This window comes from Aquitalea pelogenes (assembly GCF_001515305.1).
Classification (GTDB): Bacteria; Pseudomonadota; Gammaproteobacteria; order Burkholderiales; family Chromobacteriaceae; genus Aquitalea; species Aquitalea pelogenes.
Window position 1 is genome coordinate 13,303 of record NZ_LNQV01000039.1, and the last position, 26,033, is coordinate 39,335.

At 60.1% G+C, this 26,033-nt stretch carries 21 protein-coding genes and 3 pseudogenes; 2 read left to right on the forward strand and 22 right to left on the reverse strand.

What is annotated here, in order from left to right; genetic code table 11:
- Positions 1-13: 13 nt before the first annotated feature.
- From hflK to ndk, 12 genes and pseudogenes are all read right to left on the reverse strand, one after another.
- Positions 14-1,240, reverse strand: a complete 1,227-nt coding sequence (gene hflK / locus AWT75_RS15360) for an FtsH protease activity modulator HflK (protein ID WP_239689624.1) — start codon at positions 1,238-1,240, stop codon at positions 14-16.
- Positions 1,209-2,339, reverse strand: coding sequence for a GTPase HflX (hflX, locus tag AWT75_RS15365; protein ID WP_062790212.1), 1,131 nt, complete (start codon positions 2,337-2,339; stop codon positions 1,209-1,211). The genes hflK and hflX overlap by 32 nt, the downstream gene beginning before the upstream one ends.
- A 139-nt stretch (positions 2,340-2,478) precedes the next feature.
- Positions 2,479-2,736 carry an RNA chaperone Hfq gene (gene hfq, locus AWT75_RS15370; RefSeq protein WP_045844760.1) on the reverse strand — a complete coding sequence of 86 codons (258 nt, stop codon included), beginning with the start codon at positions 2,734-2,736 and terminating at the stop codon, positions 2,479-2,481.
- 89 nt (positions 2,737-2,825) lie between these two features.
- Positions 2,826-4,238 carry a ribosome biogenesis GTPase Der gene (gene der, locus AWT75_RS15375; RefSeq protein WP_045844759.1) on the reverse strand — a complete coding sequence of 471 codons (1,413 nt, stop codon included), beginning with the start codon at positions 4,236-4,238 and terminating at the stop codon, positions 2,826-2,828.
- A gap of 8 nt (positions 4,239-4,246) precedes the next feature.
- Complete coding sequence (gene bamB, locus AWT75_RS15380) at positions 4,247-5,386, reverse strand: outer membrane protein assembly factor BamB (protein WP_045844758.1); 1,140 nt, start codon at positions 5,384-5,386, stop codon at positions 4,247-4,249.
- 3 nt (positions 5,387-5,389) lie between these two features.
- Positions 5,390-6,019, reverse strand: coding sequence for a YfgM family protein (locus tag AWT75_RS15385; protein WP_045844757.1), 630 nt, complete (start codon positions 6,017-6,019; stop codon positions 5,390-5,392).
- A 17-nt stretch (positions 6,020-6,036) separates the two neighbouring features.
- On the reverse strand, positions 6,037-7,308 hold the full coding sequence (gene hisS, locus AWT75_RS15390) for a histidine--tRNA ligase (RefSeq protein WP_045844756.1): 1,272 nt from the start codon (positions 7,306-7,308) through the stop codon (positions 6,037-6,039).
- A gap of 54 nt (positions 7,309-7,362) precedes the next feature.
- Positions 7,363-8,646 (reverse strand): flavodoxin-dependent (E)-4-hydroxy-3-methylbut-2-enyl-diphosphate synthase, encoded by a 1,284-nt coding sequence (ispG, locus tag AWT75_RS15395; RefSeq protein WP_062790194.1) that lies wholly within the window; start codon positions 8,644-8,646, stop codon positions 7,363-7,365.
- Entirely contained in the window at positions 8,639-9,589 is a 951-nt protein-coding gene (locus AWT75_RS15400; RefSeq protein WP_239689625.1) for a RodZ domain-containing protein, read from the reverse strand. Before AWT75_RS15400 ends, ispG begins: the two co-directional genes overlap by 8 nt.
- 2 nt (positions 9,590-9,591) lie before the next feature.
- Positions 9,592-10,335, reverse strand: coding sequence for a type IV pilus biogenesis/stability protein PilW (pilW, locus tag AWT75_RS15405; protein ID WP_239689626.1), 744 nt, complete (start codon positions 10,333-10,335; stop codon positions 9,592-9,594).
- Positions 10,332-11,425: pseudogene (gene rlmN / locus AWT75_RS15410) on the reverse strand (dual-specificity RNA methyltransferase RlmN). Before rlmN ends, pilW begins: the two are co-directional and overlap by 4 nt.
- Positions 11,426-11,493: 68 nt before the next feature.
- On the reverse strand, positions 11,494-11,919 hold the full coding sequence (gene ndk, locus AWT75_RS15415; RefSeq protein ID WP_059287534.1) for a nucleoside-diphosphate kinase: 426 nt from the start codon (positions 11,917-11,919) through the stop codon (positions 11,494-11,496).
- A 139-nt stretch (positions 11,920-12,058) separates the two neighbouring features.
- Between ndk and AWT75_RS23560 the strand changes: the two genes are divergently transcribed.
- Complete coding sequence (locus AWT75_RS23560) at positions 12,059-12,907, forward strand: SPOR domain-containing protein (RefSeq protein WP_062790197.1); 849 nt, start codon at positions 12,059-12,061, stop codon at positions 12,905-12,907.
- A 162-nt stretch (positions 12,908-13,069) separates the two neighbouring features.
- On the opposite strand, the pseudogene AWT75_RS15425 reads toward AWT75_RS23560, so the two are convergent.
- From AWT75_RS15425 to AWT75_RS15440, 4 genes and pseudogenes are all read right to left on the reverse strand, one after another.
- Positions 13,070-14,561, reverse strand: a pseudogene (locus AWT75_RS15425) (CoA-acylating methylmalonate-semialdehyde dehydrogenase).
- A gap of 116 nt (positions 14,562-14,677) precedes the next feature.
- Positions 14,678-15,475 carry a 5-deoxy-glucuronate isomerase gene (gene iolB, locus AWT75_RS15430; RefSeq protein ID WP_045846018.1) on the reverse strand — a complete coding sequence of 266 codons (798 nt, stop codon included), beginning with the start codon at positions 15,473-15,475 and terminating at the stop codon, positions 14,678-14,680.
- Positions 15,472-16,389, reverse strand: a complete 918-nt coding sequence (iolE, locus tag AWT75_RS15435; protein ID WP_062790200.1) for a myo-inosose-2 dehydratase — start codon at positions 16,387-16,389, stop codon at positions 15,472-15,474. The genes iolB and iolE (AWT75_RS15435) overlap by 4 nt, the downstream gene beginning before the upstream one ends.
- Before the next feature lie 18 nt (positions 16,390-16,407).
- A complete protein-coding gene (locus tag AWT75_RS15440; RefSeq protein ID WP_062790219.1) occupies positions 16,408-18,345 on the reverse strand; it encodes a bifunctional 5-dehydro-2-deoxygluconokinase/5-dehydro-2-deoxyphosphogluconate aldolase in 1,938 nt (645 codons plus the stop codon).
- A gap of 235 nt (positions 18,346-18,580) precedes the next feature.
- Here AWT75_RS15440 and AWT75_RS15445 point away from each other — a divergent pair, with 235 nt between their 5' ends.
- Positions 18,581-19,447 carry a MurR/RpiR family transcriptional regulator gene (locus AWT75_RS15445; RefSeq protein ID WP_045846020.1) on the forward strand — a complete coding sequence of 289 codons (867 nt, stop codon included), beginning with the start codon at positions 18,581-18,583 and terminating at the stop codon, positions 19,445-19,447.
- On the opposite strand, the gene AWT75_RS15450 is transcribed toward AWT75_RS15445, so the two are convergent.
- From AWT75_RS15450 to AWT75_RS15475, 6 genes and pseudogenes are all read right to left on the reverse strand, one after another.
- Entirely contained in the window at positions 19,377-20,294 is a 918-nt protein-coding gene (locus tag AWT75_RS15450) for a DMT family transporter (protein ID WP_062790203.1), read from the reverse strand. The two genes, AWT75_RS15445 and AWT75_RS15450, sit on opposite strands and share 71 nt — an antisense overlap.
- 177 nt (positions 20,295-20,471) lie before the next feature.
- Positions 20,472-21,497, reverse strand: coding sequence for an ABC transporter permease (locus tag AWT75_RS15455; protein WP_045846022.1), 1,026 nt, complete (start codon positions 21,495-21,497; stop codon positions 20,472-20,474).
- A 47-nt stretch (positions 21,498-21,544) separates the two neighbouring features.
- Positions 21,545-23,092: a sugar ABC transporter ATP-binding protein gene (locus tag AWT75_RS15460; RefSeq protein WP_082696145.1), complete on the reverse strand. Its 1,548-nt coding sequence runs from the start codon at positions 23,090-23,092 to the stop codon at positions 21,545-21,547.
- A 58-nt stretch (positions 23,093-23,150) separates the two neighbouring features.
- Positions 23,151-24,089, reverse strand: a complete 939-nt coding sequence (locus AWT75_RS15465) for a sugar ABC transporter substrate-binding protein (protein ID WP_045846023.1) — start codon at positions 24,087-24,089, stop codon at positions 23,151-23,153.
- Positions 24,090-24,455: 366 nt separating this feature from the next.
- On the reverse strand, positions 24,456-25,367 hold the full coding sequence (gene iolE / locus AWT75_RS15470) for a myo-inosose-2 dehydratase (RefSeq protein WP_062790206.1): 912 nt from the start codon (positions 25,365-25,367) through the stop codon (positions 24,456-24,458).
- A gap of 26 nt (positions 25,368-25,393) precedes the next feature.
- Positions 25,394-26,010: pseudogene (locus tag AWT75_RS15475) on the reverse strand (thiamine pyrophosphate-dependent enzyme).
- Between the last annotated feature and the right edge of the window lie 23 nt (positions 26,011-26,033).

Genomic DNA, 26,033 nt, shown 5'->3' on the forward strand with positions numbered 1-26,033 from the left:
GAGTTTCTGCATGTCAGCGCTCCCCGCCGAGAATGTCACGGCTGCGACCGAAATCGCGACCATTCTTGTTACCACGCACGGCAGGTGCTACCGGAGCCGCAGGCTGCGCTGCTGCTGGTGCCGAAGCTGCACTGGCCGTAGCGGGTGCTGTTGGCGCTGTTGCTTGCATCAGTTTGTCCAGCGGCAGGTAGAGCAGGCTATTGCCGCCCTTCTGATCCACAATGACCTTGCTGCTGGCACTCATTACCTGCTGCATCATGTCCAGGTAGAGGCGGTCACGCATGACCTTGGGGGCCTTGTTGTATTCCGACAACACTTGCTTGAATCGGGAGGCATCGCCTTCTGCCTCCGCTACCACTTTCTGCTGGTAGGCTTCCGCCTCCTGCTCCAGTCTGGCCGCCATGCCCTTGGCTTTGGGCACTACATCATTGGCGTAGGCCAAACCTTCGTTGCGTAGCTTGTCCTTGTCCTGACCTGCCTTCACGGCATCATCAAATGCGGCCAGAACCTGCTCGGGTGGCTGCACGGCATTGATGTTGACCTTGGCAATACGCACCCCCAGGCCGTAACGATCCAGAATGTCCTGGATCACTTTTTGTGCGTCTGCGGCGATCTGGGCACGACCTTCATTCAGGACAAAGTCCACCTTGTTGCGGCCGACAACTTCGCGGATGGCCGTTTCCGTAGCCTGCTTGACGATATCGTTGGCATTACGATCGGCAGAGGCATTGTTGAACAGGAAGGCCTTGGGGTCCTTCACGTCGTACTGGACCGAGAGTTGCACGTCGATGATGTTCTGGTCTGCCGTCAGCATCAGCGACTCTTCCGGCACCTTGTTCTTGGCATTGCTGCGATACCCGACTTCCACGCTGCGCAGTTCGGTCAGGTTGACGATTTCAGCTTTCTCAAACGGGTAAGGCAGGTGCCATTGCAAACCCGGATCGGTGACGCGGCTGAAACTGCCCATGCGTAACACCACCCCCTGCTCCTTGGCATCCACGACATAAAATCCGCTACCCAGCCATAGTGCCGCCAGGACACCGACCACGGCGATGGCTCCGCCCTTGAATGCTGCCTTGGGTTCCGGGCCAGGCTGCCCTCCTGCCGGAGGACGGGCACCAAGCAAACGTGCCAGCTTCTGATTGAGCTGGCGGAATACTTCGTCTAGATCCGGCGGTCCGTCACTGCCCTGACGTCCCCGGTTTGGATCATTCTGCGACATATTCGTCTTGTTCTTCATGTTGGTTATCAGGTGACTGCAAGCGTTCGGCAAGTGCTTCACGCAAGAGTTCCAGCCCTTCCCCGGTGAGCGCGGACAGACGCACGGCCTGGATTTCACCATGCTCGTCCCGTTCAATGTCCGCTGGCAGCTGGCGCAAATCAGTCTTGTTCCACACAATCAGCTGCGGCACGGAGTCGGCGCCGATTTCAGCCAGCACCTTGTTGACTTCTTCGATCTGAACATCGCGCAAGGGGTTGGAAGAATCGACCACATGCAGCAACAGGTCAGCCTGGATGGTTTCTTCCAGTGTGGCGCGGAATGCCGCAACCAGGGTATGTGGCAAATCCCGGATGAAACCGACGGTATCCGAAACAATGATGGATGTTTCGGTATTGAGAAACAGCTTGCGGCTGGTGGTGTCCAGCGTGGCAAACAGCTGGTCCGCCGCATAGGCACGTGCCTTGGTCAGCGCATTGAACAAGGTGGACTTGCCTGCGTTGGTGTAACCGACAATGGAGACCGAGGCAATGCCGGTGCGCTGACGACCACGGCGCTGGGTATTGCGCTGCTTCTGTACCTGGGCCAGGCGTTCTTTCAGTGCCTTTACCCGATTGCCCAGCAAGCGGCGGTCGGTTTCCAGCTGGCTTTCACCCGGTCCACGCAGACCAATACCACCCTTCTGGCGTTCCAGGTGGGTCCAGCCACGCACCAGACGGGTAGCGATATGCGACAGTTGCGCCAGTTCGACTTGCAGCTTGCCTTCATGACTACGGGCGCGCTGGGCAAAGATGTCCAGGATCAGGCTGGTACGGTCGATCACACGGCATTGCAGCGCGCGTTCCAGATTGCGCTCCTGCGCTGGCGATAGCTGGTGATTGAAAATCACCACATTCGCACCGGTGGCCCTCACCATCACCCCAACCTCTTCCACTTTCCCCTTGCCGGCAAACAAGGCGGCATCCGGACGCTGGCGCTTGCCCTGGATGATGCCGGTGACAGTGACATTGGCAGAGCGAACCAGCTCGGCACATTCGGCAACATTTTCCTGATGATCCGGATCACCAAAATCCAGACAGACCAGCACAGCCTGGTCTCCAATATCGGGACGATCAAACACAGTATTCAAAACCGTTATAAAGGGTTGCGCTGCAACTGCTGAGCATGGCTGCAGCCGAACCTGGCATGAAAAAAGGCCGACAAACCGTGTCTGGATGACACAGTCTGGCGGCCCGTGGAGGATTCAGCGCTCGGCCCGATCAGGCGTCTTGCTGATCCTGCTTCTGACCCGGATGTTCGTGCGGGATATTAACCGGACGGGCCGGTACCACGGTGGAGATGGCGTGCTTGTATACCATCTGGGTTACCGTGTTCTTCAACAGCACGACGTATTGGTCAAAAGACTCGACCTGACCCTGCAGCTTGATACCGTTAACCAGATAGATGGAAACCGGCACGTGTTCCTTACGCAGGATGTTCAGGAACGGGTCTTGTAACATTTGCCCTTTAGAGCTCATTCGTTTTCTCCGAATCGTTGATTGTTGTATTAAGTAATCTTTAAAACCCGGCTGGCATGCTTATTTTTAGCAGAAAAAAACCCAGCCTACTATTTTTTACCACTCTTGCCCCAGCGCACTTCCTTCTCGCGCCCACGCATCTTGGACATCGGCTTGGGCTTGGCTCTGGACTTTTCCTTGGATTCTTCGGTATCGAAGGGGTTTTCCGAGGTTTTGTACTGTACCCGCAGTGGCGTACCCTGCAGTTTGAACACCTTGCGGAAGGTATGTTCCAGATAACGCGTATAACTTGCCGGAATCGCATCCAGTGCATTGCCGTGAATGACGATGATGGGCGGATTCATGCCGCCCTGGTGAGCATAACGCATCTTGGGACGCATCAGGCCCGAACGCGGCGGAGCCTGACGCTCAACTGCAACATTCAGCACACGGGTGAGCTTGGGCGTGGCCAGTTTGACCATGGCGGCCTGGTAGGCTTCGTCGATGGACTTGAACAGATCGGCCACACCACGGCCTTCGATGGCCGAGATGTAATGGAACTTGGCAAAGTCGAGGAAGCTGATCTTGCGGGCGATATCCCGCTTGATGGTTTCCTTTTGCTCGAAATCCAGGTTGTCCCATTTGTTGACTGCCACCACCAGCGCCCGGCCTGCTTCCAGTGCAAAGCCGGCAATGGTGGCGTCCTGTTCGGAAATGTCCAGCTGCGCATCCAGCACCAGTACCGCGACGTTCGCGTCTTCAATGGCCTTCATGGTCTTGATGACGGAGAACTTTTCAATCGCTTCGTTCACCTTGCCACGACGACGCACACCTGCAGTGTCGATAATGGTGTAGGTATGGCCTTCGCGTTCAAAATCAATATAGATGCTGTCACGCGTTGTCCCGGCCTGGTCGAAGGCGATGACACGCTCTTCACCCAGAATGGCATTCACCAGCGTGGACTTGCCCACATTCGGGCGGCCGATGACGGCAAACTTCGGGTGATAGCGGTCTTCTTCTTCCACTTCTTCCGGGAAGTCTTCCAGCACCATGTCCATCAGTTCACGCACGCCGTCACCGTGTGCGGCGGAAATCACCAGCGGCTGCCCCAGTGCCAGTTCGTGAAATTCCGCTCCGGCAATGGCATGGCTGATGCCTTCGGCCTTGTTGACCACCAGGAAAACCGGTCGGTCGATCTGGCGCAGCCGGTTGGCGATGATCTTGTCCTGCGGAGTGATGCCGGTACGGCCATCCACCAGAAACACCACCGCATCGGCTTCGTCGACCGCCTGCAGGGTTTGCTTGGCCATCTCGAACAGGATGCCTTCGTCGACCACGGGTTCGAAACCGCCGGTATCCACCACCAGATACGGTTTGCCCCCGACGCGACCGTGACCGTAATGGCGGTCGCGAGTCAGGCCAGGCTGGTCGGCGACCAGTGCGTCACGGCTACGGGTGAGCCGGTTAAAAAGGGTCGACTTGCCCACATTGGGACGGCCGACCAGCGCTACGGTAGGTTTCATTACAACATTTACTCAATGGACAGCAGCGACAGGCGGCCACTTGCCGCTTGTACCAGGGCAGAAGAGCCCAGGGACAGGGGCTGGGCGACAGTGCCTTCGCTACCTAGTTTCACACGGCCCACCAGGCTGCCATTTTCATTGGACAGCAGGTGGCCATAGCCTTCGCCATCGATCACCAGAACAAAACGTCCGAGCATGGCGGGGCCAGATACATTACGGAATTTCAGGGCATCCGTTTTCCACAGGTTGCGACCGGTGGTTCGGTCATAGGCCCAGACCGAACCGTTTTCCGCAGTGACATACAGCTTGCTGGCATCCAGCGCGACGCCACGGCTGGAGGACAACTCGCGCGACCACATCAGGTTGCCGCCCTTGGCATCAAAGCAGGCTACTTTTCCCTGATAGGCCACGGCACACACCTGACCGTTTTCGTAGACCGGACGACTGGTGATGTCGGTAATGCGTTCCAGTTCGGTGGCACCACGCGGGTTGGCCACTACGCCTTCCCACAGGGTATTGCCATTGGCAGGGCTGATGATGTCCAGCTTGCCGCCAGGCAGGCCTACCATGACAGCTTCGTTACCGACAGCCTGCATGGAGCCGGTATTGCGTACCAGCAGCTGCGGCTGCGTGTGGGATACCGACCATTGCTGCTTGCCATCACTCAGGCTGAAGCCGGTCAGACGGCCGTCATTGCTGCGCACCACCACCATGCTGCCAGCCACCTGTGGGGCTTCCAGAATGACGCTGGTGAGCGACTGCTCCCACAGTACCTTGCCGCTGTTACGGTCGGCGGCCAGCAGTTTGCCGTCCAGCGTGCCGACGATGACAGTATCACCCGCTACAGCCACACCTGCGGAAAGACCGCGCTTGAGCGCGATGTCAGCCGTTTGGCGACCGGTCAGGGCATCCACCACACGGATATGACCATCGGCATCGGCAGAAACCACATTACCGTTGGCATAAACCGGTGTGAATGTGCCATCGGATGCAGCTTGTGACAGCGTCCACTTCACTTTCAGCGCCTGGATGGGCTTGATGTCCGCCAGCGGTGTGGGCTTGGCAGCGACAGAACCTTCAAACCAGCTGGCACAACCAGCCAGCAAGAAGGAGGAGAGTACAGCGGTAACCAGCAGTTGGCGGCGCATCAATTAGGCTCCCAGTGCGTCAAGTTTGGTCTGAATGAACTGGCGGTTGGGCGAGTCGCCTACCAGCTTGGCAAGCGCAGCCTTGTAGGCGTCACGGGCGGCAGCCTTGTCGCCCTTGGCAGTCTGCACATCGCCGCGCAAATCAAGGAACAGGGCATCAAAGGCTGAAGGATGAGCCTGACCCAGTTCGGCCAGGGCTGCATCGTAATGCTTCTGGTCGAGCTGGATGGTGGCCAGACGCAGGTGCGCCACGGCAACCATGGATTCGTCCTTCACGTTTTGCACCACCCAGCCCAGCTGGGCCTGTGCCGTGGCCGGATCGTTCTTTTCAAAGGCGACCTTGGCGGCAAGCAAGGCAGCATCAGCAGCGTAAGCGGTGCCGGCATAGTCTGCCTGCAACTGCGCGGCAGCCGATTTTACCTTGGCAAGGTCCTGCGTCTGGGCAGCCTGCTCGACATCGGCAAACACCACGGCAGCCTTGCTGGCCTGTGCTGCCTGATAGTAGCCATAGCCCTTGTAGCCCAGATAGGCCACGCTGATGGCCAGCACCGCACCACCAATCAGTTTGCCCCATTGTTGCCAGAAGGCCTTCATGGAGTCGATCTGTTCCTGTTCCTGCAAGTCGTACGCCATTGCGCACCCCCCTTATATCAAGCCTTGATCGCGGCAATGGTCGCGGCTACCTGGTCCAGCACCACGGTTTGCTGTGCTGCTTCGGCACGCATGGGCTTGACCACGGCCTGACCTGCCGCCATTTCGTTTTCTCCGATGATGACGGCAAATTCGGCACCGCTGCCATCGGCCTTTTTCATTTGCGACTTGAAGCTGCCTTCACCCAGGTGCTGGATGACGGACAGGCCGGCATGGCGCAACTGCTGTGCCAGTTTCATCGCATACATGGCTGCACCATCGCCCTGCTGCACGATGTAGACATCCACGCTGCGTGCCGCCGGCAACAAACCCTTGTCCTGCAACAGCAGCAGCACACGCTCCAGGCCCATGCCAAAACCGATGCCCGGTGCAGGCTTGCCACCCAGTTGTTCAATCAGGCCATCGTAACGGCCACCGGCACATACCGTGCCTTGTGCGCCCAGTTCGGTGGTGACCCACTCGAACACGGACTGATTGTAGTAATCGAGGCCACGGACCAGACGCGGGTTTTCGACAAAGTCGATGCCCAGCGCGCCAATCATGGCCTTCCAGCCTTCGTAATGGGCACGCGAGGCTTCACCCAGATAGTCGGACAGGCGCGGGGCGTTATTGGCCATTTCCTGCAATGCCGGGTTCTTGGTGTCCAGCACGCGCAGCGGATTGGTGTACAGGCGGCGCTTGCCGTCTTCATCCAGGATGTCGACAAAGCCTTCCAGATAGCTGATCAGCGCCTTGCGATGCGCTGCACGCTCTTCGGCATTGCCCAGCGAGTTGATTTCCAGACGGACATACTGGCTCAGGCCCAGGCGTTGCCACAGGTCGGCGGTCATCGCGATGATTTCGGCGTCGATATCCGGGCCGGCAAAGCCCAGCGCCTCGATGCCCATCTGGTGGAACTGGCGGTAACGGCCTTTTTGCGGTTTTTCGTGGCGGAACATCGGGCCCATGTACCACAGCTTCTGCGTGGTGTTGTACAGCAGGGTATGTTCCACCACGGCACGCAAGGTACCTGCGGTGCCTTCCGGGCGCAGGGTCAGGCTGTCACCATTGAGGCTGTCGACAAAGGTGTACATCTCCTTTTCGACCACATCGGTCACTTCGCCAATGGCCCGGACAAACAGCGGGGTGGTTTCCACAATCGGTGTACGGATGTTCTGATAGCCATAGTCGGCCAGCAGCTTGCGCAATACGCCTTCAAAGTATTCCCATTGGTACGACTCGGCGGGCAGTACATCATTCATGCCCTTGATTGCCTGCAATTTTTGCGCCATTTGATGTTTTTTCTTGCTATTCGGTTGATCTTGCCAGTCTGTAGCTGCCTGCGCTCAGCGCTGCGGCAGGATGGGAATGGTGCGTGCAGCCGGTGTTTCCCGGCGCTTGCTGCCACCTTCACCAAAACGGCTGTGAACATAGTTGTTCACCAGCGCCATGAATTCTGCCGCGATATTGTCGCCTTTCAGGGTGACATCCTTCTGGCCATCCACATAGACCGGTGCCACCGGCACTTCACCGGTACCGGGCAGCGAAATGCCGATGTCCGCGAGCTTGCTTTCGCCCGGGCCATTCACCACACAGCCCATCACCGCTACCTTCATGTCCTCCACACCCGGATATTGCAAACGCCATACCGGCATCTGCTCGCGCAGGTATGTCTGGATCTGGTCGGCCAGTTCCTGGAAGAAGGTGCTGGTGGTGCGGCCACAACCCGGACAAGCAGTCACCAGCGGGGTGAAGCTGCGCAGGCCCATGGTTTGCAGCAGCTCCTGCGCCACCACCACTTCGCGGGTACGTGCTTCGCCCGGCTGCGGGGTCAGCGAAATACGGATGGTATCGCCAATGCCTTCCTGCAACAGGATGGCCAGCGCCGCGGAAGAAGCCACGATGCCCTTGCTGCCCATGCCGGCTTCGGTCAGACCCAGATGCAGCGGAAAGTCGCAGCGGCTGCCCAGATCACGGTAAACAGTGATCAGGTCCTGCACATTGCTGACCTTACACGACAGCAGGATGTTGTCAGCCGGCAAGCCAAGCTCCATCGCCTTGTCGGCGGATTCCAGCGCCGACACGATCAGCGCTTCGCGCATCACCAGTTCCAGCGGCAAGGGTTGCGGCTTGCTGTTATTGGCATCCAGCATGCGTGCCAGCAGGGCCTGATCCAGGCTGCCCCAGTTCACGCCGATGCGTACCGGCTTGTCCAGCTCGGCCGCGGTGCGGATCATGTAGGCGAACTTGTCGTCCCCCTTGGCACCCTTGCCGACATTGCCGGGATTGATACGGTATTTGGCCAGGGCGCGGGCACAATCGGGGTATTCCTTGAGCAGGCGTTCGCCATTGAAATGGAAATCGCCCACCAGCGGGACATTACACCCCATGTCGTCCAGGCGCTGGCGGATTTCCGCCACGCGCGCGGCAGCTTCCGGCGAGTTGACCGTGATGCGCACCAGCTCGGAGCCGGCCTGGGATAACTGGTAAACCTGTTCTACGGTGGCGATGGCATCTGCCGTGTCGGTATTGGTCATGGACTGCACCACAACCGGTGCATCCGACCCCACCATGACATGCCCCACGCGTACCTGACGGGTGGGGCGTCGCGCGATATTCACGCTATTCATGCAACAATCCGCATTTACTTGAGTTCAATTTTGGCAGTAGTGCCACGAATCTTGTCGCCAGCGCAACCGGCTGGCCGTTAAAACTGAGTTCGACCTGGGCCGCATTGCCAATTTTCAGCTGGAACGGCGGCGTACCGCTCAACTCCTTGCTGCCACCTGCTTCCAGCGTGCCAAATTGCAGTTTCTTGCCGTTGGCATCAATGACCGAGATCCACGCTGCCTGTTTGGCACTGAGGCTGATCTTGCCGGTAGCGGCTGCCGGTACCACTTCAGCTGCACTCGGGACACTGGCCTGTGGCTTGCTGGCCACCGGGGCCGGCTGGGCCACTAGCGCAGGGGCCGATGCTGCCGGTTGCGTAGTCTCTGCCGGGGCAGCTTGCGGGGCGGATGCTGCCTCGGCCTGCGGCAAGGGTGCCGAGGCTGAAGTAGCCGCCGAAGCTGCCTGTTCCGTCAGCATGGGTTGCAAGGTTTGCTTGCTGTCATCTGCCTTGCTGGCAGGCCGGGACAGTAACCAGACTGCAGCAGCAGCCAGTACTGCCAGCACCAGGGCGATGATCAGCCATTTGCCGGCTTTGCCGCCTGGGGCCTGCATGTTATCCAGTGCGTTTGCCTGTGGCGCATGCGCCACGGCATCACCCTGAGCCTCATGCTTGACCAGGTTGACCACGTCGTTGACCGCAGATGGAAAATGCTGCTCAAGTTGCTGCATCAGGGGTTCCGGATCCACATGCAGAAAACGGGCATAGTTCCTGACAAAACCACGTACAAAAGTGCTACCCGGCAGTTGCTGGAAATCATCGTGTTCGATGGCTTCCAGTTGCCGGATGGACAGCTTGAGCCGGTCTGCCACTTCGCCCAGACTCAGGCCGGCACGTTCACGGGCCGCCTTGAGCACCGCACCGACGCCAAGCCCTGAGAGCTGACCATTTGCTTCCTGTTCCATCTTCAGCTTCCGCTCAACAACATTTGAGTTTCTTTGGAGTCCGGGTATTTGTTTTTCAGCAGGGCCGAATATTCCGCCTCATGCGACCGGTCTCCCCCTTTTCTGGCAATCTGCACACCCAGCCACAGCACATCGGCACCGGGCGGGGTATTCCCGACAATTTTCAGCAGGCGGGAAAAATAAAAGGATGCCAGCTTGGCATTGCCCAGCTCCAGATGCAAGGCCGCCAGCTCACGTAGCGCCGGCGGATAGTCCGGAGCCAGTCGCAGTGCGGTCAGCAGGTAATCGTTGGCCTGGGTGGTCTCCCCCAGCTTGACACTGCAGCGGCCCATATTGAGGTAGGCGGTCTGTGGTGTCTGGTACAAGGGGTTGGCAATAGCCTTTGCCAGGTAGTCCATCGCTGTGCGCGGGTGGTCGTGCTCGCACAGGAACTGGCCGTAGTTGTTATTGGCCTCCGGACTGGATGGATCGACCTGCAAAGCCTTCAGAAAGTTCTTCTCGGCATCGGCATCCAGATGCATGAGATTGAAAATGTAGGCGCGCGTCAGATAGGCACCGGCAAAGCTGTCATCGGCTTCGACGGCTTCATTGGCAGATTCCAGCGCCACGGGCAGATTGCCCATCGATGCATATTCAACGGCCAGCTGGCTGCGGATTTCCGCCAGTTTCCGGTTGGCCGGAGCGGCGAATGCGACACAGGCATACGCCAACAGGCTTGCTGCCATCCACACTCGCCACTTGATCATTTTTCATTCTCCTGTGCGATCTGCATCCATTTGACCTGACGGCGGGTCTTGTCCATCACCTGCCCCGCCAGTTGCCCGCATGCTGCATCGATATCGTCACCACGGGTTTTCCTTACGGTAACCACGTAGCCCTGCTCCTGCAACATTTCCCGGAAAATCCGGATTGCATTATTGCTGGAGCGGTCATAGCCGGAATTGGGGAAAGGGTTGAACGGAATCAGGTTGAACTTGCACGGTACGTCGCGTACCAGCTCCAGCAACTGCCGCGCATGTTCCGGCCGGTCGTTGATGCCGTCCAGCATCACGTATTCAAAGGTGATGAAATCGCGCGGGGCCTTTTCCAGATAGCGCTGGCAGGCGGCCATCAGTTCCTTGAGCGGATACTTTTTGTTGATCGGGACGATTTCATCACGAATGGCATCGTTGGGGGCGTGCAGGCTGACAGCCAGCGCCACCGGACAGGCTTCGCGCAGGCGGTCCATCTGCGGCACCAGGCCGGAGGTGGACAGCGTCACCCGACGGCGGCTGAGGCCGTAGCCGTGGTCGTCCAGCATGATCTGCAGCGCGCTGACCACATTGTCGAAGTTGGCCAAGGGCTCGCCCATGCCCATCATCACGACATTGGATACCACCCGTTCGTTCTTCGGGGTGATTCCCATGGCCTTGTTTGCCCACCACAGCTGGCCGATGATTTCGGCGGTGGAGAGATTGCGGTTGAAACCCTGGCGGCCGGTGGAGCAGAACGTGCACTCCAGCGCGCAACCCACCTGGGATGACACGCACAAGGTGCCGCGGTCGTCTTCCGGAATGAACACGGTTTCCACACCGTTGCCGGTGCCGACGTCAAGCAGCCACTTGCGGGTACCATCACTGGACGCCTGCCCGGTCATCAGCGACGGTACGCGCACCTCGGCCCGCTCGTGCAGCTTGGCACGCAGCTCTTGGCCAGGTCGGTCATCGCGTCGAAATCGTCTTCGCCCATCTGGTGCATCCAGCGCATCACCTGCTTGGCGCGGAAGGGTTTCTCACCCATGGCGGCAAAGTGTTCGGTCAGCTGGTCCAGATTGAAGTCGAGCAGGTTGGTTTTCATGCAGTCCTCGGTAAAACAGCGGCAGCCACAGGGCTGCCGCCAGATACATCCATTACGGCAAAACGAGATTAACGGGAGTAGATCTCGGAAGCGGCAAAGAAGTAAGCCACTTCGATGGCAGCGTTTTCAGCGCTGTCGGAGCCGTGTACGGCGTTAGCGTCGATCGATTCGGCGAAGTCGGCGCGGATGGTGCCGGCGTCAGCCTTTTTCGGGTCGGTGGCGCCCATCAGTTCGCGGTTCTTGGCGATGGCGTTTTCGCCTTCCAGAGCCTGGATCATCACCGGGCCGGAAACCATGAAGTCAACCAGGTCCTTGAAGAAAGGACGTTCTTTGTGCACAGCGTAGAAGCCTTCGGCTTCAGCGCGGGACAGTTGCTTCAGCTTGGCTGCAACAATTTTCAGACCGGCGGATTCGAAACGGTCGTAGATCTTGCCAATCACGTTCTTGGCGACGGCATCCGGCTTAACGATGGACAGGGTACGTTCAATTGCCATAAAAATCTCCCAAATACTCCCAAATAACAGAACAAGTGGCTAAACTAGGCTTTAGTTTATCCACTCGGGTTACGCAATTCTGAGGAACCCGATATTTTACCAGCCTTTTCAAGCCTCTGCTGCATAAAAATTCAAGGCCATGACTGAACAAAACCACGGGCAAGACCACGGCCATGCGCCGGACGAACAAGACCTCAACAGCAAGCTGAAAAAACGCCTGGCGATTGCCGGTGGCCTGGTTGCGGTGGCACTGGCCGCCATTCCGGTGCTCGATGGCATGAAGAAGCCCAAGGTCGACATGACGGCAGCAGCACCGGTCAGCAGCTCCGGCAAGATTGTCAATGCCGCCTCCGCCCCGGTAGTGGAGGCCAGCGCACCGGAGCCGCAAGTCGCCAGCGCCCCGGTGGTGGAGGCCAGCGCACCCGAGACCGATGCCGGAACTTCGCCTTCGCCAGCGGCACCGATAGCTGCCACACCACAGGCCCCGGATGTGAGCAAAACCCCGGCAGTGGCCAGTGCCAAACCGGTGGCCCCACCAGCGGCACACCCGCCTGCCAGCAAGCCTGTCGTCAAAGCCGGCACCGGCAGTACAAGCACCGTCACCACCAGTACGCCAGCCCCGGCAGCGTCACCTGCGGCAAACACCGCTGCACCGCATGTGGCTGCCAGCAAACCCGCACCATCTGCCGGCACGGCGTCACCGGTGACAGTAAATAGTGCAGAAACCACCGCCCTGCCCCAGAGCGCGCCACTGTCCAAGGCCAAGCCGGAAGGCAGCTCGCTGGGCTACAAGTTGCAGCTGGGCTTGTTCTCCAGCATGGGCAATGCTGAAAAACTGGTGAAAGAACTCAAGGCCAAGGGTATCGAGGCCCATACCGAAACCCGCGTACAACTGGGGCCGTTCAAGAACCGGGCCGAAGCCGACGAGGCCATGGCCAAGCTGCGTAGTCTGGGCTATACCCCGCTGCTGGCACCCGCCGGGCAGTAATTGCACCCAACGGCACAGCGGCCCGCCCTTCAACAGGGCGGGCCTTTTGTTTGCTCCAATCAAAAAAAGGCAGCCAAGGCTGCCTGAAGGTCGATCAGAGGATGCAAACCATGTCCGAAACAAGAGAGGCCCGGCGACAAGCATGGCCCCTCTTGCTGCCGCTCAACCCAGGGTTGGCATGGCAAATTCTGCGCTCTGCACCTGCCCTGCCGGCCAGCGACTGGTGATGGCCTTCATGCGGGTGTAAAAACGCACGCCTTCCGGGCCGTGCATGTGATGGTCGCCAAACAGCGAGGCTTTCCAGCCGCCAAAGCTGTGGAAGGCCATGGGCACCGGAATCGGCACATTGATGCCCACCATGCCCACCTGGATGCGATGGGCAAACTCACGCGCAGCACCGCCATTGCGGGTAAAGATGGCCGTGCCATTCCCATAGGCGTGCTGGTTGATCAGCTTTACTGCCGCTTCCAGACTGTCCACCCGCACCACGGCCAGCACCGGGCCGAAGATTTCTTCCTGATAGATGGTCATCTCCGGGGTGACGTGATCGAACAGCGTGCCGCCGATGAAGAAGCCTTCCTCGCAGCCTGGCACCACCAGGCCACGGCCATCCACCACCAGCTTGGCCCCTTCGGCCACACCCTGTGCGATATAGCCAGTCACCTTGTCCAGATGCTGGCGCGTGACCAGCGGGCCCATTTCGGCCTTAGGGTCGGTACCGACATTGATGCGCAGCTGACGGGTACGCTCGGCCAGCCGCGCCACCAGTGTGTCAGCCACATCGCCCACCACCACGGCCACGGAGATGGCCATGCAACGCTCGCCAGCCGAACCATAGGCCGCACCCATCAGCGCTTCTATGGTCATGTCCAGATCGGCATCCGGCAGCACCACCATGTGGTTCTTGGCCCCGCCCAGCGCTTGCACCCGCTTGCCGTGTGCGGCACCGGTTTCATAGATATAGCGGGCAATCGGGGTGGAGCCTACAAAGCTGACTGCAGCCACATCCGTATGGGTAAGCAGGCCATCTACCGCCAGTTTGTCGCCTTGCAGCACATTAAACACGCCATCCGGCAACCCGGCTTCCTGCAGCCATTCGGCAATCAGCAAGGGGGCGGACGGGTCGCGCTCGGAAGGCTTGAGGATGAAGGTATTACCGCAGGCCAGCGCACCGGGAACATCCACATCGGCACCATGGCCGGGAAGTTGAACGGTGTGATGCCGGCCACCACGCCCAGCGGCTGGCGCATGGTCCAGGCATCCACGCCGGTGGCCACCTGTTCGGTGTATTCGCCCTTGAGCAACTGCGGAATGCCGCAGGCAAACTCCACCACTTCCAGCCCGCGCTGCACTTCGCCCTGCGCGTCGGACTCCACCTTGCCATGCTCGCTGGAAATCACCGCCGCCAGTTCGCGCTGGCGTTCTTCCAGAATGCTCTTGAAGCGGAACAGGATGCGCGAACGCTTGAGCGGGGACAGTGCCGCCCAGGCCGGAAACGCTGCATGAGCGGCGCCACCGCGGCGGCCACATCCTGCGGCTCGGCCAGGGCCACTTCGGCCTGCGGGCGGCCCAATGCCGGGTTGAACACGGCACTGTAACGCTGTGCCACACCAGCAGTACGCTGGCCATTGATGAAATGCGGAATCTGCAACATGGTTTCTCCTTGCTGCGGACAAGCCGGGGGCCTGCCCTTGAGCGGTGGGCATCAAATGGAAAATGAGCGGGAATGTGACGACCAGCGCCGGACCAGGACAGCCCGGCACCACGGCCTCAATCAGGCAGTTGCAACAGCCATTCGTGCTGCGGGTCGTTGTGGAAGGACCACTGGCGTTTGGGCCCGGCCATCACGTTGAGGTAATAGGACTGGTAGCCATAGGGCACGCACACCGGGTGATAGCCGCGCGGCACCATCATCACGTCGTGGTTTTCCACGGCGTGGGATTCGTCCAGGCTGCGGTCGTCGGTGTAGACCCGTTGGAAGGCAAAACCCTGCGGCGGGTCGATGCGGTGGTAGTAGGTTTCTTCCAGTGCGCTTTCCGCTGGCAGATTGTCCAGATCGTGCTTGTGCGGCGGGTAGCTGGAAGAATGGCCGGACGGGGTGATCACCTCCACCACCAAGAGGCCGTCGGCCGGCTCGGTCTGCGGCAGGATGTCAGTCACATAGCGGGTGTTGGCACCCTTGCCGCGCACGCTGCGCTGCATGCTGGCAGGTGCAATCAGCCGCACCTCGCGGCCCGGCTGGCCGGGTGCCGAGCACAAGGCCACTTCGGCCGGGGTCAGTGCGGTGATGGTAAGAGGCTCGCCGGCCGGGACATACACCGCCCACGGTGCCTGTTCGTCGAACACGCTGCTGCGCTCGCCCAGGCTGTCCCAGTACAGACTACCTGCCTGCACCGCCACCTTGCCGGTCAGCACCACCAGACAGCATTCGCGCCCGGCATCCTGCCAGCTTTCCTGTTCGCCCACATCCAGTCGCACGGCGCGGAAACCCACATGTTGCCAACCGGCGCTTTGCGGGGTGATGTCGGCAATTTCGCGCCCCTTGCCTGCCTTGACCAACAAGCTCATGTCACATTCCTTTCCTGCTGATTGATGGCCGCCACCAGCGATGACAGGGTGCGATAGCCCTTGTCGGCGTATTCATAGCTGGGCGCGACGACCGGGTCCTGCTCAGCCTCCACCACCAGCCAGCCCTGATAACCGTGAACTGCCAGAGCACGCAAAATGGCGGCAAAGTCGATGCAGCCATCACCCGGCACGGTAAACGCGCCGTTGATCACCGCCTGCAGAAAGCTCCAGTTGCCGTTCCAGGCCTGCTTCACCACTTGCGGGCGCACATCCTTGCAATGCACATGCACCACGCGGGCAATATGTTTGTTCAGCACCGCCAGCGCATCGCCACCGGCAAAGGTGATGTGGCCGGTATCAAACAGCAGGCCGACTTCCGGGCCGGTCACCGCCATCAACTGGTCGATGTCCTGCGCGGTTTCGACATAGGCCCCCATATGGTGGTGATAAGCCAGGGTGATGCCGCGTGATTGCAGATGGCGGGCAAATTCGTTCAGCCGCGCGCCATAGGCCAGCCATTGCTGTTGACTGGTGAAACGCGGGCGCTTGTACAAGGGCTGGGGCTGGCCCTGAATGGCACTGGCCACCTCGCCATACACCATCACCTTGCAGCCGTTTTGCACCAGCAGTTGCAGATGCGGCTCCACGCGGCGGATTTCCTCTTCCACGCTGCTTTCCGCCAGATAACCGGAATGCCAGCCTGACACGCACTCCACACCATAAGGCTGCAGTACGGCAGCCAGCGTTTGCGGATCGCGCGGAAACTTGTTGCCCAGCTCGAAGCCCTGATAACCGATGCGCGCACCTTCGCGCAAAATGGTGTCCAGCGTGACCTCCCCGCCCAGCGAGGGCAGGTCGTCATTGCACCAGGAAATGGGGTTGATGCCGATTTTTACCTTGAATGGCTTGCTCATTATTCTTCTCCCGGGTGCTCAGCGCGGCTGGCGACGGCTGCGCCAGATGTCGATCAGGGTTTCGAAGTTGTTGCGCGCAGCGGCAATCAGCCCGGCGTCGTCCAGTTCGCCGGCCAGCCAGCGTTGTGACGGTTCGTGGAACAGCGTGCGTCCCACCATGAAACCACGGCAGCTGCGGCTGGCTGCCGCGTCGGCAAAGCCCTGACGCAACACATCCAGCGACGCATGCAGGCCCAGCAACACCACGCCACGGCAATAGGGGTCGCGCTCGGTAAGCAGCGCGTCCACCGCCTGCCATTGCGCGGCCGACATGGATTCCAGCTTCCACCACTCCGGATAGATGCCCAGGTTGTAAAAACGCTTGAGCGCGCGCAGCACGGTATCCGGCTGTTGCGGCAGCTTTTTCGACGGAATCACTTCCAGCAGCAGCTCGTGGCCACTCAGTTGCGCTGCCTCGTAAATGGCGCGCACCTGGGCTTCCTGCTCCAGCCGGTTTTCCAGTGTGTCGTCCGGGTGGTACTGCACCAGACATTTGATGATGTGTTCCTGCGGCCAGCTTTCCAGCCTGGCGGTGGCGGTGCGGCCACGGTCGAACTCCAGCGGGTTGGAGCCGGGCAGTTCCACCGGACGGCCTATCCACCAGCCGCGACCGGTAGCGGCATACATGGCGTCCTCGCCGTAGCGGTCATCCACCAGAATGCCGATATGGCCTTGCAGTTGCAGTGCGCTTTCGGTTTGCGCCACCGCTTCCACCAACAGGCGCTTGAGCACGGAAATGCGCGCCTCGTCCGCCCCGCTTTGCCGCGCCAGCTCGAAAAACTGGTTGCGGTGATCGAAGGCAAACACGCACAGGTCATCCCATTGCTTGCGCTTGATGCTGACCCGGTGCAGGCGGCTGAGCGTGGCATCGTCACCCGGGCGCAACGGAGTTTTCTCCAGCCCGAGGAAATAATCCAGTTCGGCCGGGGTGGGCATGGCCGGCGAGCAGCCATGGCGCGACACCACCAGAGCGCCGCAGGCATTGGCGCGGGTGCAGCACCAGCCATAGTCGCGGCCATGCAGCCAGCCGGACAGGAAGCCGGACAGAAAAGCATCACCGGCGCCCAGCACATTCATCACTTCCACCTGCGCGCCCTTGACCGAGAAGGCATCCTCGATGCGCGCCGGGATGGCACCCGGAATCACCGCGCAGCCCAGCGGGCCACGCTTCACCACCAGCGTGGCATGCGGAGCGAGCTGACGCACGGTGGCCAGGCTGGTGAGCAAATCGTCCGAGCCCCCGGCAATATTGATTTCTTCTTCGGTACCGACAATCAGGTCGAACAGCGGCAGTACCGATTGCAAATGGGCAGTCACACCATCGCTGGCGATATAGCGCTCTTCGCCATTGCCACGGCCGGTAATGCCCCACAGCACCGGGCGATAGTCGATATCCAGCACGGTGCGCACATCATGCTTTCGTGCCAGCGCCAGCGCCTTGCGGCTGGCGGCATTTACCTTGGCAGTGGAAAAGTGGGTGCCGGTAATCAGCAGCGCCTTGCTGGAGGCAATGAAGTCTTCATTGATATCCGCTTCTTCCAGTGCCATGTCGGCACAGTTCTCGCGGTAAAACAGCAGGGGGAAGGTATCGCGGTCCTTGATGCCCAACAGCACCAGCGCGGTAAGCCGCTCCGGGTCCACCTTCACCTGGCTGACATCACAGCCTTCCGCTGTCAGGGTGTCCAGCAGGTAGCGGCCCATGTGTTCGTCGCCTACGCGGGACAGCATGGCGGACTTCAGGCCGAGGCGGGCAGTACCGAAAGCGATGTTGGCAGAGGAGCCGCCCAGATAGCGGGCAAAGCTGCTGGCGTCTTCCAGCCGGGCTCCCAGTTGGCGGGCATACAAGTCGATGGCCAGTCTGCCCAGGCAGATCAGGTCCAGCGGTCGGTCGGCAGCAAAATGGGTGGTGTTTTGCATGATGTGCATTCTTTGTCTCGTTGAGTGACTGTCCGCCGCTGCGGCCCGCCTCCACCCGCCCGGGGAAGTGCGCCGTCAGCCATATCGGTGAAGTCCAGCATAAATCGCCGGCCTGACGAATGCAACTTTTTTTTCGTATTTATTTTCTAATAGAAATTATTTTCCGAAAAATGTTTTTGTAGTGCGCCGGTTTCACTCTAAAATGACGCCATCCACATTGCCGAACATTCCTGCCATGACCAAGGAAATAAGCGCCGATCAGCTGATGCAACGCATCGCCGAGGAATACGAAGACCTGAGCAAGCAGCTGAAAGTCATTGCCAAATACGTAGAAGAACACCGCCAGACCCTGGTGCTGGAGCGCATTACCGACATTGCCCAGGCCTGCGAGGTGCAACCTTCCGCCATCGTGCGTTTTGCCCAGCGCTTTGGTTTCAGCGGCTTTTCCGACATGCAGACGGTGTTCCGCGATGCCTTTGCCCCGGCCGGCGGCAATGTCAACAATTACCAGAAGCGCATCCGCAGCGTGATTGCCACGCAGGACACCCCGCTGAGCAACACCCAGGTGACGCAGAACTTCATTGCTGCCTGCCAGCAGGGGCTGGACGAGTTGTCGCAAGCGCTGGACCCGGCGGCCATCGACAAGGCGGTGGAATTGCTGGTGAAGGCGGACAATATCTATGTGGTGGCAGTGCGGCGCATGTTTCCGATTGCCAGCTATATCAGCTATGCCCTGCAGCACACGGCCAAGCGGGTGCATCTGGTATCCGGCCTGGGCGGCATGTACCACGACCAGATCCGCAGCATCCGCGAAAACGACCTGATGATCGCCATCAGCTTCCAGCCTTATGGCAAGGAAACCCGTTACTGCGCACGTGTGGCCGGACAAAACAAGGCAAAGCAGCTGGTGATTACCGACAGCCAGTTAAGCCCGCTGGCACGCAATGCCGATGCGGTGCTGACGGTAAAAGAGGGCACCGCGTTTTCTTTCCGCTCGCTGACCAGCACCATCAGCCTGTGTCAGGCCTTGTTCATTGCCCTGTCTTACCGGCTGGAACTGGTGATTGAAGAGACCCGCGACGCCGGGGCTTACGACGACTGACCAGCAAGGACGACATGATCAGTCCCGCGCCGGTCAGCTGACTGGCGCTCATGCCGCTGCCAAACCACCACCAGGCCAGCATGGCGGTCCACACCGGCTCCAGCAGCAGGATGAAGGCGGAACGCTGCATTGGCACCCGCGCCTGCGCCCAGCCTTGCAGGAAGAAGCGGCCACAGGTGGCCAGCAGGATGCTTACCAGCAGCCAGGCCATCAGCTCACCGCTCAGCCGGGATGGCCAGTGTTCCACCAGTACACTACCGACCAAACCGGCCACTCCGGCCAGCAGCAGCTGCAAGGCGGTCAGACTCAATGCAGGAGCCTTCGCCCCTGCCCTGCCGTTCAGATTGAGAAATACCGACATCGCCACGGCCGAAGCCAGAAACAGGCTGTCGGCCGCACCCAGCTGCCAGCCACCATGCAAGGCCATGGCCGCCACCCCCATCGCGGCCAGCGGCATGGCCCACAAGGTTTGCGCCAGCAGCACGGTGCCAAACATCAGCCGCGCCAGCACTGGTGCCAATACCACGCCCAGGCTGCCGATGAAGGCACCCACGCCCAGGTTGTTGCTTTGCTGCAGGGCCAGCATCCACAGCACCATGGCCAAGGACAGCATCAGCGCACTCCACCAGCTGCTGACAGGCAGACGCCAAGGCAATGGCTGGGCACGCCAGCGCGCCAGCAAGGCCAGCACCACACCGGCACTGCCAAAGCGCACCCCAAGAAACAGCAAGGGCGGCATGCCGCGCAGCACCTCCTTGGAACACAGCCAGCCGAAACCGGCAATCAGGGTCACCAGTACCAGCGTGGCTTCTGCCAGTCCGGGACGTACCGCTTGATCTACTCTCACAACAGGATTCGGGCGCACAACAGGTTTCCGCAACAATGAAAAAACGGGAAGGCGCACCTTCCCGATCAACACCCTGCTGAGAGATTCCTGCCGCATTGTCATGCCGCATCAGGACAGCCGGGTGTGACTCCGGCCACAGTTTAACTGCTGCCACACCCGCTGTGTGCTGGCGGGCTATCAGCTGCGGCGATTACGCTGGCGGTACTGGTCTGCCACCACGGCCACCACGATGATGATGCCTTTGACGATTTCCTGGTAATAGGCGTCGATACGCAGGAAGGTGAAGCCGGAGGTCATGGTGCCCAGAATCAGCGTGCCGATCACCGTGCCGGTAATCTTGCCCAGGCCACCATTGAGCGAAGTGCCACCGATGACCGCAGCGGCAATCGCGTCCAGCTCGTACATCATGCCCATGCCGGCCTGACCGGACACCGCCCGCGCCGACGTCACCACCCCGGCCAGACCGGACAACAGGCCGGCCACGGTATACACCAGAATCAGGTGGCGGTTGACATTGATGCCGGCCACCCGCGCAGCGGCACGGTTGGCGCCGATGGCGTAAGTGTATTTGCCGTAGCGGGTGTAGCTGAGGATGATGTGGAACACCAGCGCCGTCACCAGGAAGATGATGACCGGGTTGATGCCGGCACCAATCGCGGCATAGTTGTCCGACAGCATGCTGATGGGCTCACCCTTGGTGTACCACTTGGCCATGCCGCGTGCAGTCACCATCACTCCCAGCGTGGCGATGAAGGGCGGAATGGCGGTCTTGGCAATCACCGTGCCATTGATCAGGCCACACACCAGCCCCACCAGCAAACCGGCTGCCAGCGGTGCAATCACCGGCAGGTCGGTCAGCGCGGGGAATACGGCGCGGGCAAAGTCGGAGGTTTGCGCCAGACTGGCCGACACCATGGCGGTGAGCGCCACCACCGAGCCGGATGAGAGGTCGATACCGCCCATGATGATGATCTGGGTGACGCCCACCGCGATGATGCCGATGACCGATACCTGCAGCACCATCACGATCAGTCTTTCCTTGTTGGCGATGAAGCTCTGGCCGACGAACAGCCAGCCCAACAGTTCGAATATCAGGGCCACGCCCAGCAGCACCATGAAAATGCGTGCTTCGGCGGGAATCCTGAAGCCAAATGCGCCGGATTTTGCTGCCTTGTCCAGCGGCTGCGTATTGCTGATTGCCATCTCGTCTTCTCCTGCTGTTATTGTGCTTTGCCTGGCTGGCGGCAGTGTCAGCCGGCAGCCAGTGTCATGATGCTGACCTGGGTGGCGTCGGCCCGGTCGACAATGCCGGTCACCCTGCCTTCGTGCATCACCATGATGCGGTCGCTCATGCCCAGGACTTCGGGCAACTCGGACGAAATCATGATGACGGCCACACCCTGCCCGGCCAGCTTGCAGATCAGCTTGTGGATTTCGGCCTTGGCACCCACGTCGATGCCGCGGGTGGGTTCATCCAGAATCAGTATTTTCGGATTGGTCAGCAGCCAGCGGCCAATCAGCACTTTTTGCTGGTTGCCACCGGACAGGTTTTCGATGCGTTCGTCCAGATTCGGCGTTTTCACCCGCAGCGTGCCGGACATGGCCGCGCACATGCTGTCCAGCGCCTGCTGGCGGACAAAACCAGCCTTCAGGTTGTCACCGCCCAGCACCGAGATCTGCATGTTTTCCTGAATGCTCAGGTTGAGAAAACAGCCGGTGTCCTTGCGGTCTTCGGTGAGAAAGGCCATGCCGTGCTGCATGGCAGTACGCGGGGAATCCACCGTCACCGCCTGGCCATTGATGCGGATCTGGCCGCTGCTGGCCGGGCTGACGCCAAACAGGGTTTCCGCCACATTGCTGCGGCCGGAGCCGATCAGCCCTGCCACGCCGAGGATTTCCCCCTGACGCACGGAAAAGGACACATCGTGGAATACGCCATCGAGGGTGAGGTGTTCCACTTCCAGTGCCACCTCGCCAATCGGCACGATGGTCTTGGGGAACATCTCGGTGATTTCACGCCCCACCATCATGCGGATCACTTCATCATGCGTCAGCTGCTCCACCCGCTTGCAGCCGATGAAATGGCCATCGCGGAACACCGACACTTCGTCGGCAATCTCGAACAGCTCGTTCATCTTGTGGGTGATGTAGATGATGCCCTTGCCCTGTTCGCGCAGCATGCGCACGATGCGGAACAGGTGGGCGACTTCGTGCTCGGTCAGCGCTGACGTGGGTTCGTCCATGATCAGCACGTCGGAGTTGTACGACACCGCACGGGCAATCTCCACCATCTGGCGGCTGGAAATGCTCAGGCTGGCCACCTTGGCCTCGGGGTCCAGATCGATGGCCAGCTGGGCAAACAGCTCGCGGGTCATCTGGTACATCCTGGCATGGTCGATCAGGCCGAAGCGGTTCAGCGGCTCGCGGCGGATCCAGATGTTTTCGGCAATGCTCATGAAGGGCATCAGGTTCAGTTCCTGATGAATCATGGCGATGCCGTTTTCCAGGGCATCCAGCGGCGAGGTCAGCACAATTTCGCGGCCGTGCAGGCGGTACACGCCCTTGTCCGGGATATACACCCCGGCCAGGATTTTCATCAGCGTGGACTTGCCGGCGCCGTTTTCTCCCATCAGCGCATGCACGGTTCCGGCGCGCAGGCGGAAGGACACATCATCCAGCGCCACCACACCGGGAAAAGCCTTGCGCACGCCTTCCACTTCAATCAGCAGCGTTTCGCTGTTCACCGGCGGGTGGGACGGTGCGGCTGCCTTCGGTTTTTCCGGGGCCAGGCTCAACATGGCTTGCTCTCCTCCTTGAGTACCGGGCGGCAGTCTCTTGCTACCGCCCGCTTCAGCATTAGTTGCGCGACTGGTAGTTCTTCAGGTTGGCCGGGGTGACCAGCTCGAACGGCACCCAGATCATCGACGGCAGCTTCTCGCCACGCGACAGTTTCAGCGCGGTGTCTACCGCCCCCTTGCCCTGACCGGCGGCATTCTGGAACACGGTGACTTTCAGCTCGCCGTTTTTCATCGCGGTGAGGGCATCCTGGGTGGCATCCACGCCAGCCACGATGGTTTTGTCCAGACGCTTGGCAGACTTGAGCGCCTGGATGGCACCCAGTGCCATTTCGTCGTTATTGGACACCACGGCGTCAAACTGCAGACCGGCACTCAGCCAGTTCATCATCAGGTCGCGGCCATCGGTGCGCGACCATTTGGCGGTCTGTTTTTCTACAATCCTGATGCCGTTACACGGGGCCTTGGCGATGACTTCTTCCACATCCTTGGTACGCTGACGTGCGGCCTGGTTGGCCAGGTCGCCCATCATCACCACGATATTGCCCTTGCCCTTCATCAGGCGGCACACCTCTTTCATCTGTACGGTGCCGGATTCGGCCTCGTTGGAGCCGACGAAGGCCACCTTGGCAGGCAGGGTCTTGTCAGCCGGCATGCGGTTTACGTACACCAGCGGAATGCCGGCGCTTTGCGCCAGCTTGGTGATTTTCGGCGTGGCATCGGTATCCACCACGTTGACGATGATGGCGTCCACTTTCTGGGCAATGAAGTTTTGTACCTGGCTGAGCTGGCGGCCAACGTCGTTCTGCGCATCTTCAAACTGGATGTCCACTCCCTTCTGGCTACCGGCGTAGGTTTTCATGTTGTTGCGAAGCACGGTGAGGAAGTTGTCGTCAAAGGCGGACATGGTCACGCCCAGTTTGGCGGCGGATGCCGGCATGGCCAGCATGGTGAGGGAAAAGAACACTGCGGAACCAGCAAGCTTGGTGATGCGTTTCATTGATGCGTCTCCTGTCCTTATGGTGTGGGTTCGATCCCGACATGCCGCCGACCGCTCATGTTGCAGTGCAATGCGAAGCGCATATCGTGTTGTCGTGCAGCTAAGATAAGTGAGCCGCATCAATATTGCAAATAAAATTTCATGCTGCACTGCACTTAGAAATGTTTTTCTATATTTTGCCAGATGAACCAGTTGCCCATGCTGGCCAGGGTCCTGCCACAGCGCCATGCACAGCATGGCCATCCCCTTGATTTAACGGGTTTTAACCGGGCACAAATGCAACAACAAGGGCGGAAAAATGAAAAAGCCATGCCGACATGGCATGGCTACTGACTCGGCGACCAGCTGCACTGGCAACAAGCGTTTTCAGGCAACAACCGGCTGGCGCAGGCTGGCACACAAGGCAGCCAGATAGTCGTAACCCTTCTTGGCGTATTCATAGCTGGGTGCCAGCGCCGGGTCCTGCTCGGCCTCCACCACCAGCCAGCCCCGGTAGCCATGCCGTTGCAGCGTGGCCAGAATGGGGGCGAAGTCGATCATGCCGTCGCCCGGTACGGTAAACACCCCCTTGAGCACGGCATCCAGAAAGCTCCAGTTTTCTGCCCTGGCCTGTTGCATCACCGTCCGTCGCACATCCTTGCAATGCACATGCACCACCCGGTCCACGTGCTTGAGCAACTCGACATAGGCGTCGCCTCCGGCAAAAGTGATGTGGCCGGTATCAAACAGCAGGCCGACATCCGGCCCGGTGAGTGACATCAGCAAGTCCAGGTCGGCACTGGTTTCGCAATACGCACCCATGTGATGGTGATAAGCGAGGGTGATGCCTCTGCCCTTCAGCCAGGCAGCAAAGGCATCCAGCCGCGCGGCGTAATCCCGCCATTGCTGCTGGCTGGCAAAGCGAGGCCGTTGCGAAAGTGGCGTTTGCTGCTGTCCCTGCACCGAACCGGCCACCTCGCCATACACCAGCACCTGGCAACCGTTGAACACCAGCTTGTCGACATGGGCAGTGGCTGCTGCGATTTCATCTTCCACCGAGCCCTCGGCCAGATGACCGGAATGCCAGCCGGACACCACGGCCACGCCGTATTCGGCCATCTTGTCGCGCAGGGCCTGCGGGTCTTTGGGAAACTTGTTGCCCAGTTCGAAGCCGGCATAGCCGATTTCCGCGCCCTCCTGCAGGCAGGTTTCCAGCGGAATATGGCCACCCAGTTGCGGCAGGTCGTCATTACTCCAGGAAATGGGGTTGATGCCTATACGCACATCAAAATCTGTCACGCTTTCTCTCCTTGTTGTCATCCGGCTCAGCCCAAGCGCTGACGCTGGCGGGCCTGTTCATGGTCGGCACGGGCATTGCGTACCGCTTCGCGTTCCGATACTTCCGGAATGCCCACTTCCCACCAGCTGCCGCCTTCGGGAGTGCATTGCGGGCCATCGATACGCAGCTGGATCAGATAACTGCGGCTGGATGCCCGGGCACGTACCATGGCGGCCAGCAGTTCGGCCACCGAGCCGACGGTTTCGGCCTCGGCACCCAGCGAACGGGCATTCTGGGCAAAATCGACCTGCGGGATGCCATGCTCGCCATGCAGACAGTCGACCAGCATATTGTTGAAAGGCGCACCGCCGCAGGCCTGCTGCAAGCGGTTGATGCAGGCGTAACCGGCATTGTCCAGCAGCACCACGATGATCTTGTGACCCAGCATCACCGAAGTAGCCAGCTCATTGTTCAGCATCAAATAGCTGCCATCGCCCACCATCACGATGACTTCGCGTTCCGGCCGGCCATCTTCACCCCCAGGCCACCGGCCACCTCGTAACCCATGCAGGAAAAGCCGTACTCCATGTGATAACCACCGGGCGTACTGGTGCGCCACAACTTGTGCAGCTCGGCCGGCAGCGTGCCGGCGGCGCACACCACGATGTCGCGTTCGGCCGAATCCG

Excerpts from the sequence above, each read along its gene's own strand:
- hflK (WP_239689624.1), bottom strand. The coding sequence starts at position 1,240 with ATGAAGAACAAGACGAATATGTCGCAGAATGATCCAAACCGGGGACGT.
- hfq (WP_045844760.1), bottom strand. The coding sequence starts at position 2,736 with ATGAGCTCTAAAGGGCAAATGTTACAAGACCCGTTCCTGAACATCCTG.
- der (WP_045844759.1), bottom strand. The coding sequence starts at position 4,238 with ATGAAACCTACCGTAGCGCTGGTCGGCCGTCCCAATGTGGGCAAGTCG.
- bamB (WP_045844758.1), bottom strand. The coding sequence starts at position 5,386 with ATGCGCCGCCAACTGCTGGTTACCGCTGTACTCTCCTCCTTCTTGCTG.
- AWT75_RS15385 (WP_045844757.1), bottom strand. The coding sequence starts at position 6,019 with ATGGCGTACGACTTGCAGGAACAGGAACAGATCGACTCCATGAAGGCC.
- hisS (WP_045844756.1), bottom strand. The coding sequence starts at position 7,308 with ATGGCGCAAAAATTGCAGGCAATCAAGGGCATGAATGATGTACTGCCC.
- ispG (WP_062790194.1), bottom strand. The coding sequence starts at position 8,646 with ATGAATAGCGTGAATATCGCGCGACGCCCCACCCGTCAGGTACGCGTG.
- AWT75_RS15400 (WP_239689625.1), bottom strand. The coding sequence starts at position 9,589 with ATGGAACAGGAAGCAAATGGTCAGCTCTCAGGGCTTGGCGTCGGTGCG.
- pilW (WP_239689626.1), bottom strand. The coding sequence starts at position 10,335 with ATGATCAAGTGGCGAGTGTGGATGGCAGCAAGCCTGTTGGCGTATGCC.
- ndk (WP_059287534.1), bottom strand. The coding sequence starts at position 11,919 with ATGGCAATTGAACGTACCCTGTCCATCGTTAAGCCGGATGCCGTCGCC.
- AWT75_RS23560 (WP_062790197.1), top strand. The coding sequence starts at position 12,059 with ATGACTGAACAAAACCACGGGCAAGACCACGGCCATGCGCCGGACGAA.
- iolB (WP_045846018.1), bottom strand. The coding sequence starts at position 15,475 with ATGAGCTTGTTGGTCAAGGCAGGCAAGGGGCGCGAAATTGCCGACATC.
- iolE (WP_062790200.1), bottom strand. The coding sequence starts at position 16,389 with ATGAGCAAGCCATTCAAGGTAAAAATCGGCATCAACCCCATTTCCTGG.
- AWT75_RS15440 (WP_062790219.1), bottom strand. The coding sequence starts at position 18,345 with ATGCAAAACACCACCCATTTTGCTGCCGACCGACCGCTGGACCTGATC.
- AWT75_RS15445 (WP_045846020.1), top strand. The coding sequence starts at position 18,581 with ATGACCAAGGAAATAAGCGCCGATCAGCTGATGCAACGCATCGCCGAG.
- AWT75_RS15455 (WP_045846022.1), bottom strand. The coding sequence starts at position 21,497 with ATGGCAATCAGCAATACGCAGCCGCTGGACAAGGCAGCAAAATCCGGC.
- AWT75_RS15460 (WP_082696145.1), bottom strand. The coding sequence starts at position 23,092 with ATGTTGAGCCTGGCCCCGGAAAAACCGAAGGCAGCCGCACCGTCCCAC.
- AWT75_RS15465 (WP_045846023.1), bottom strand. The coding sequence starts at position 24,089 with ATGAAACGCATCACCAAGCTTGCTGGTTCCGCAGTGTTCTTTTCCCTC.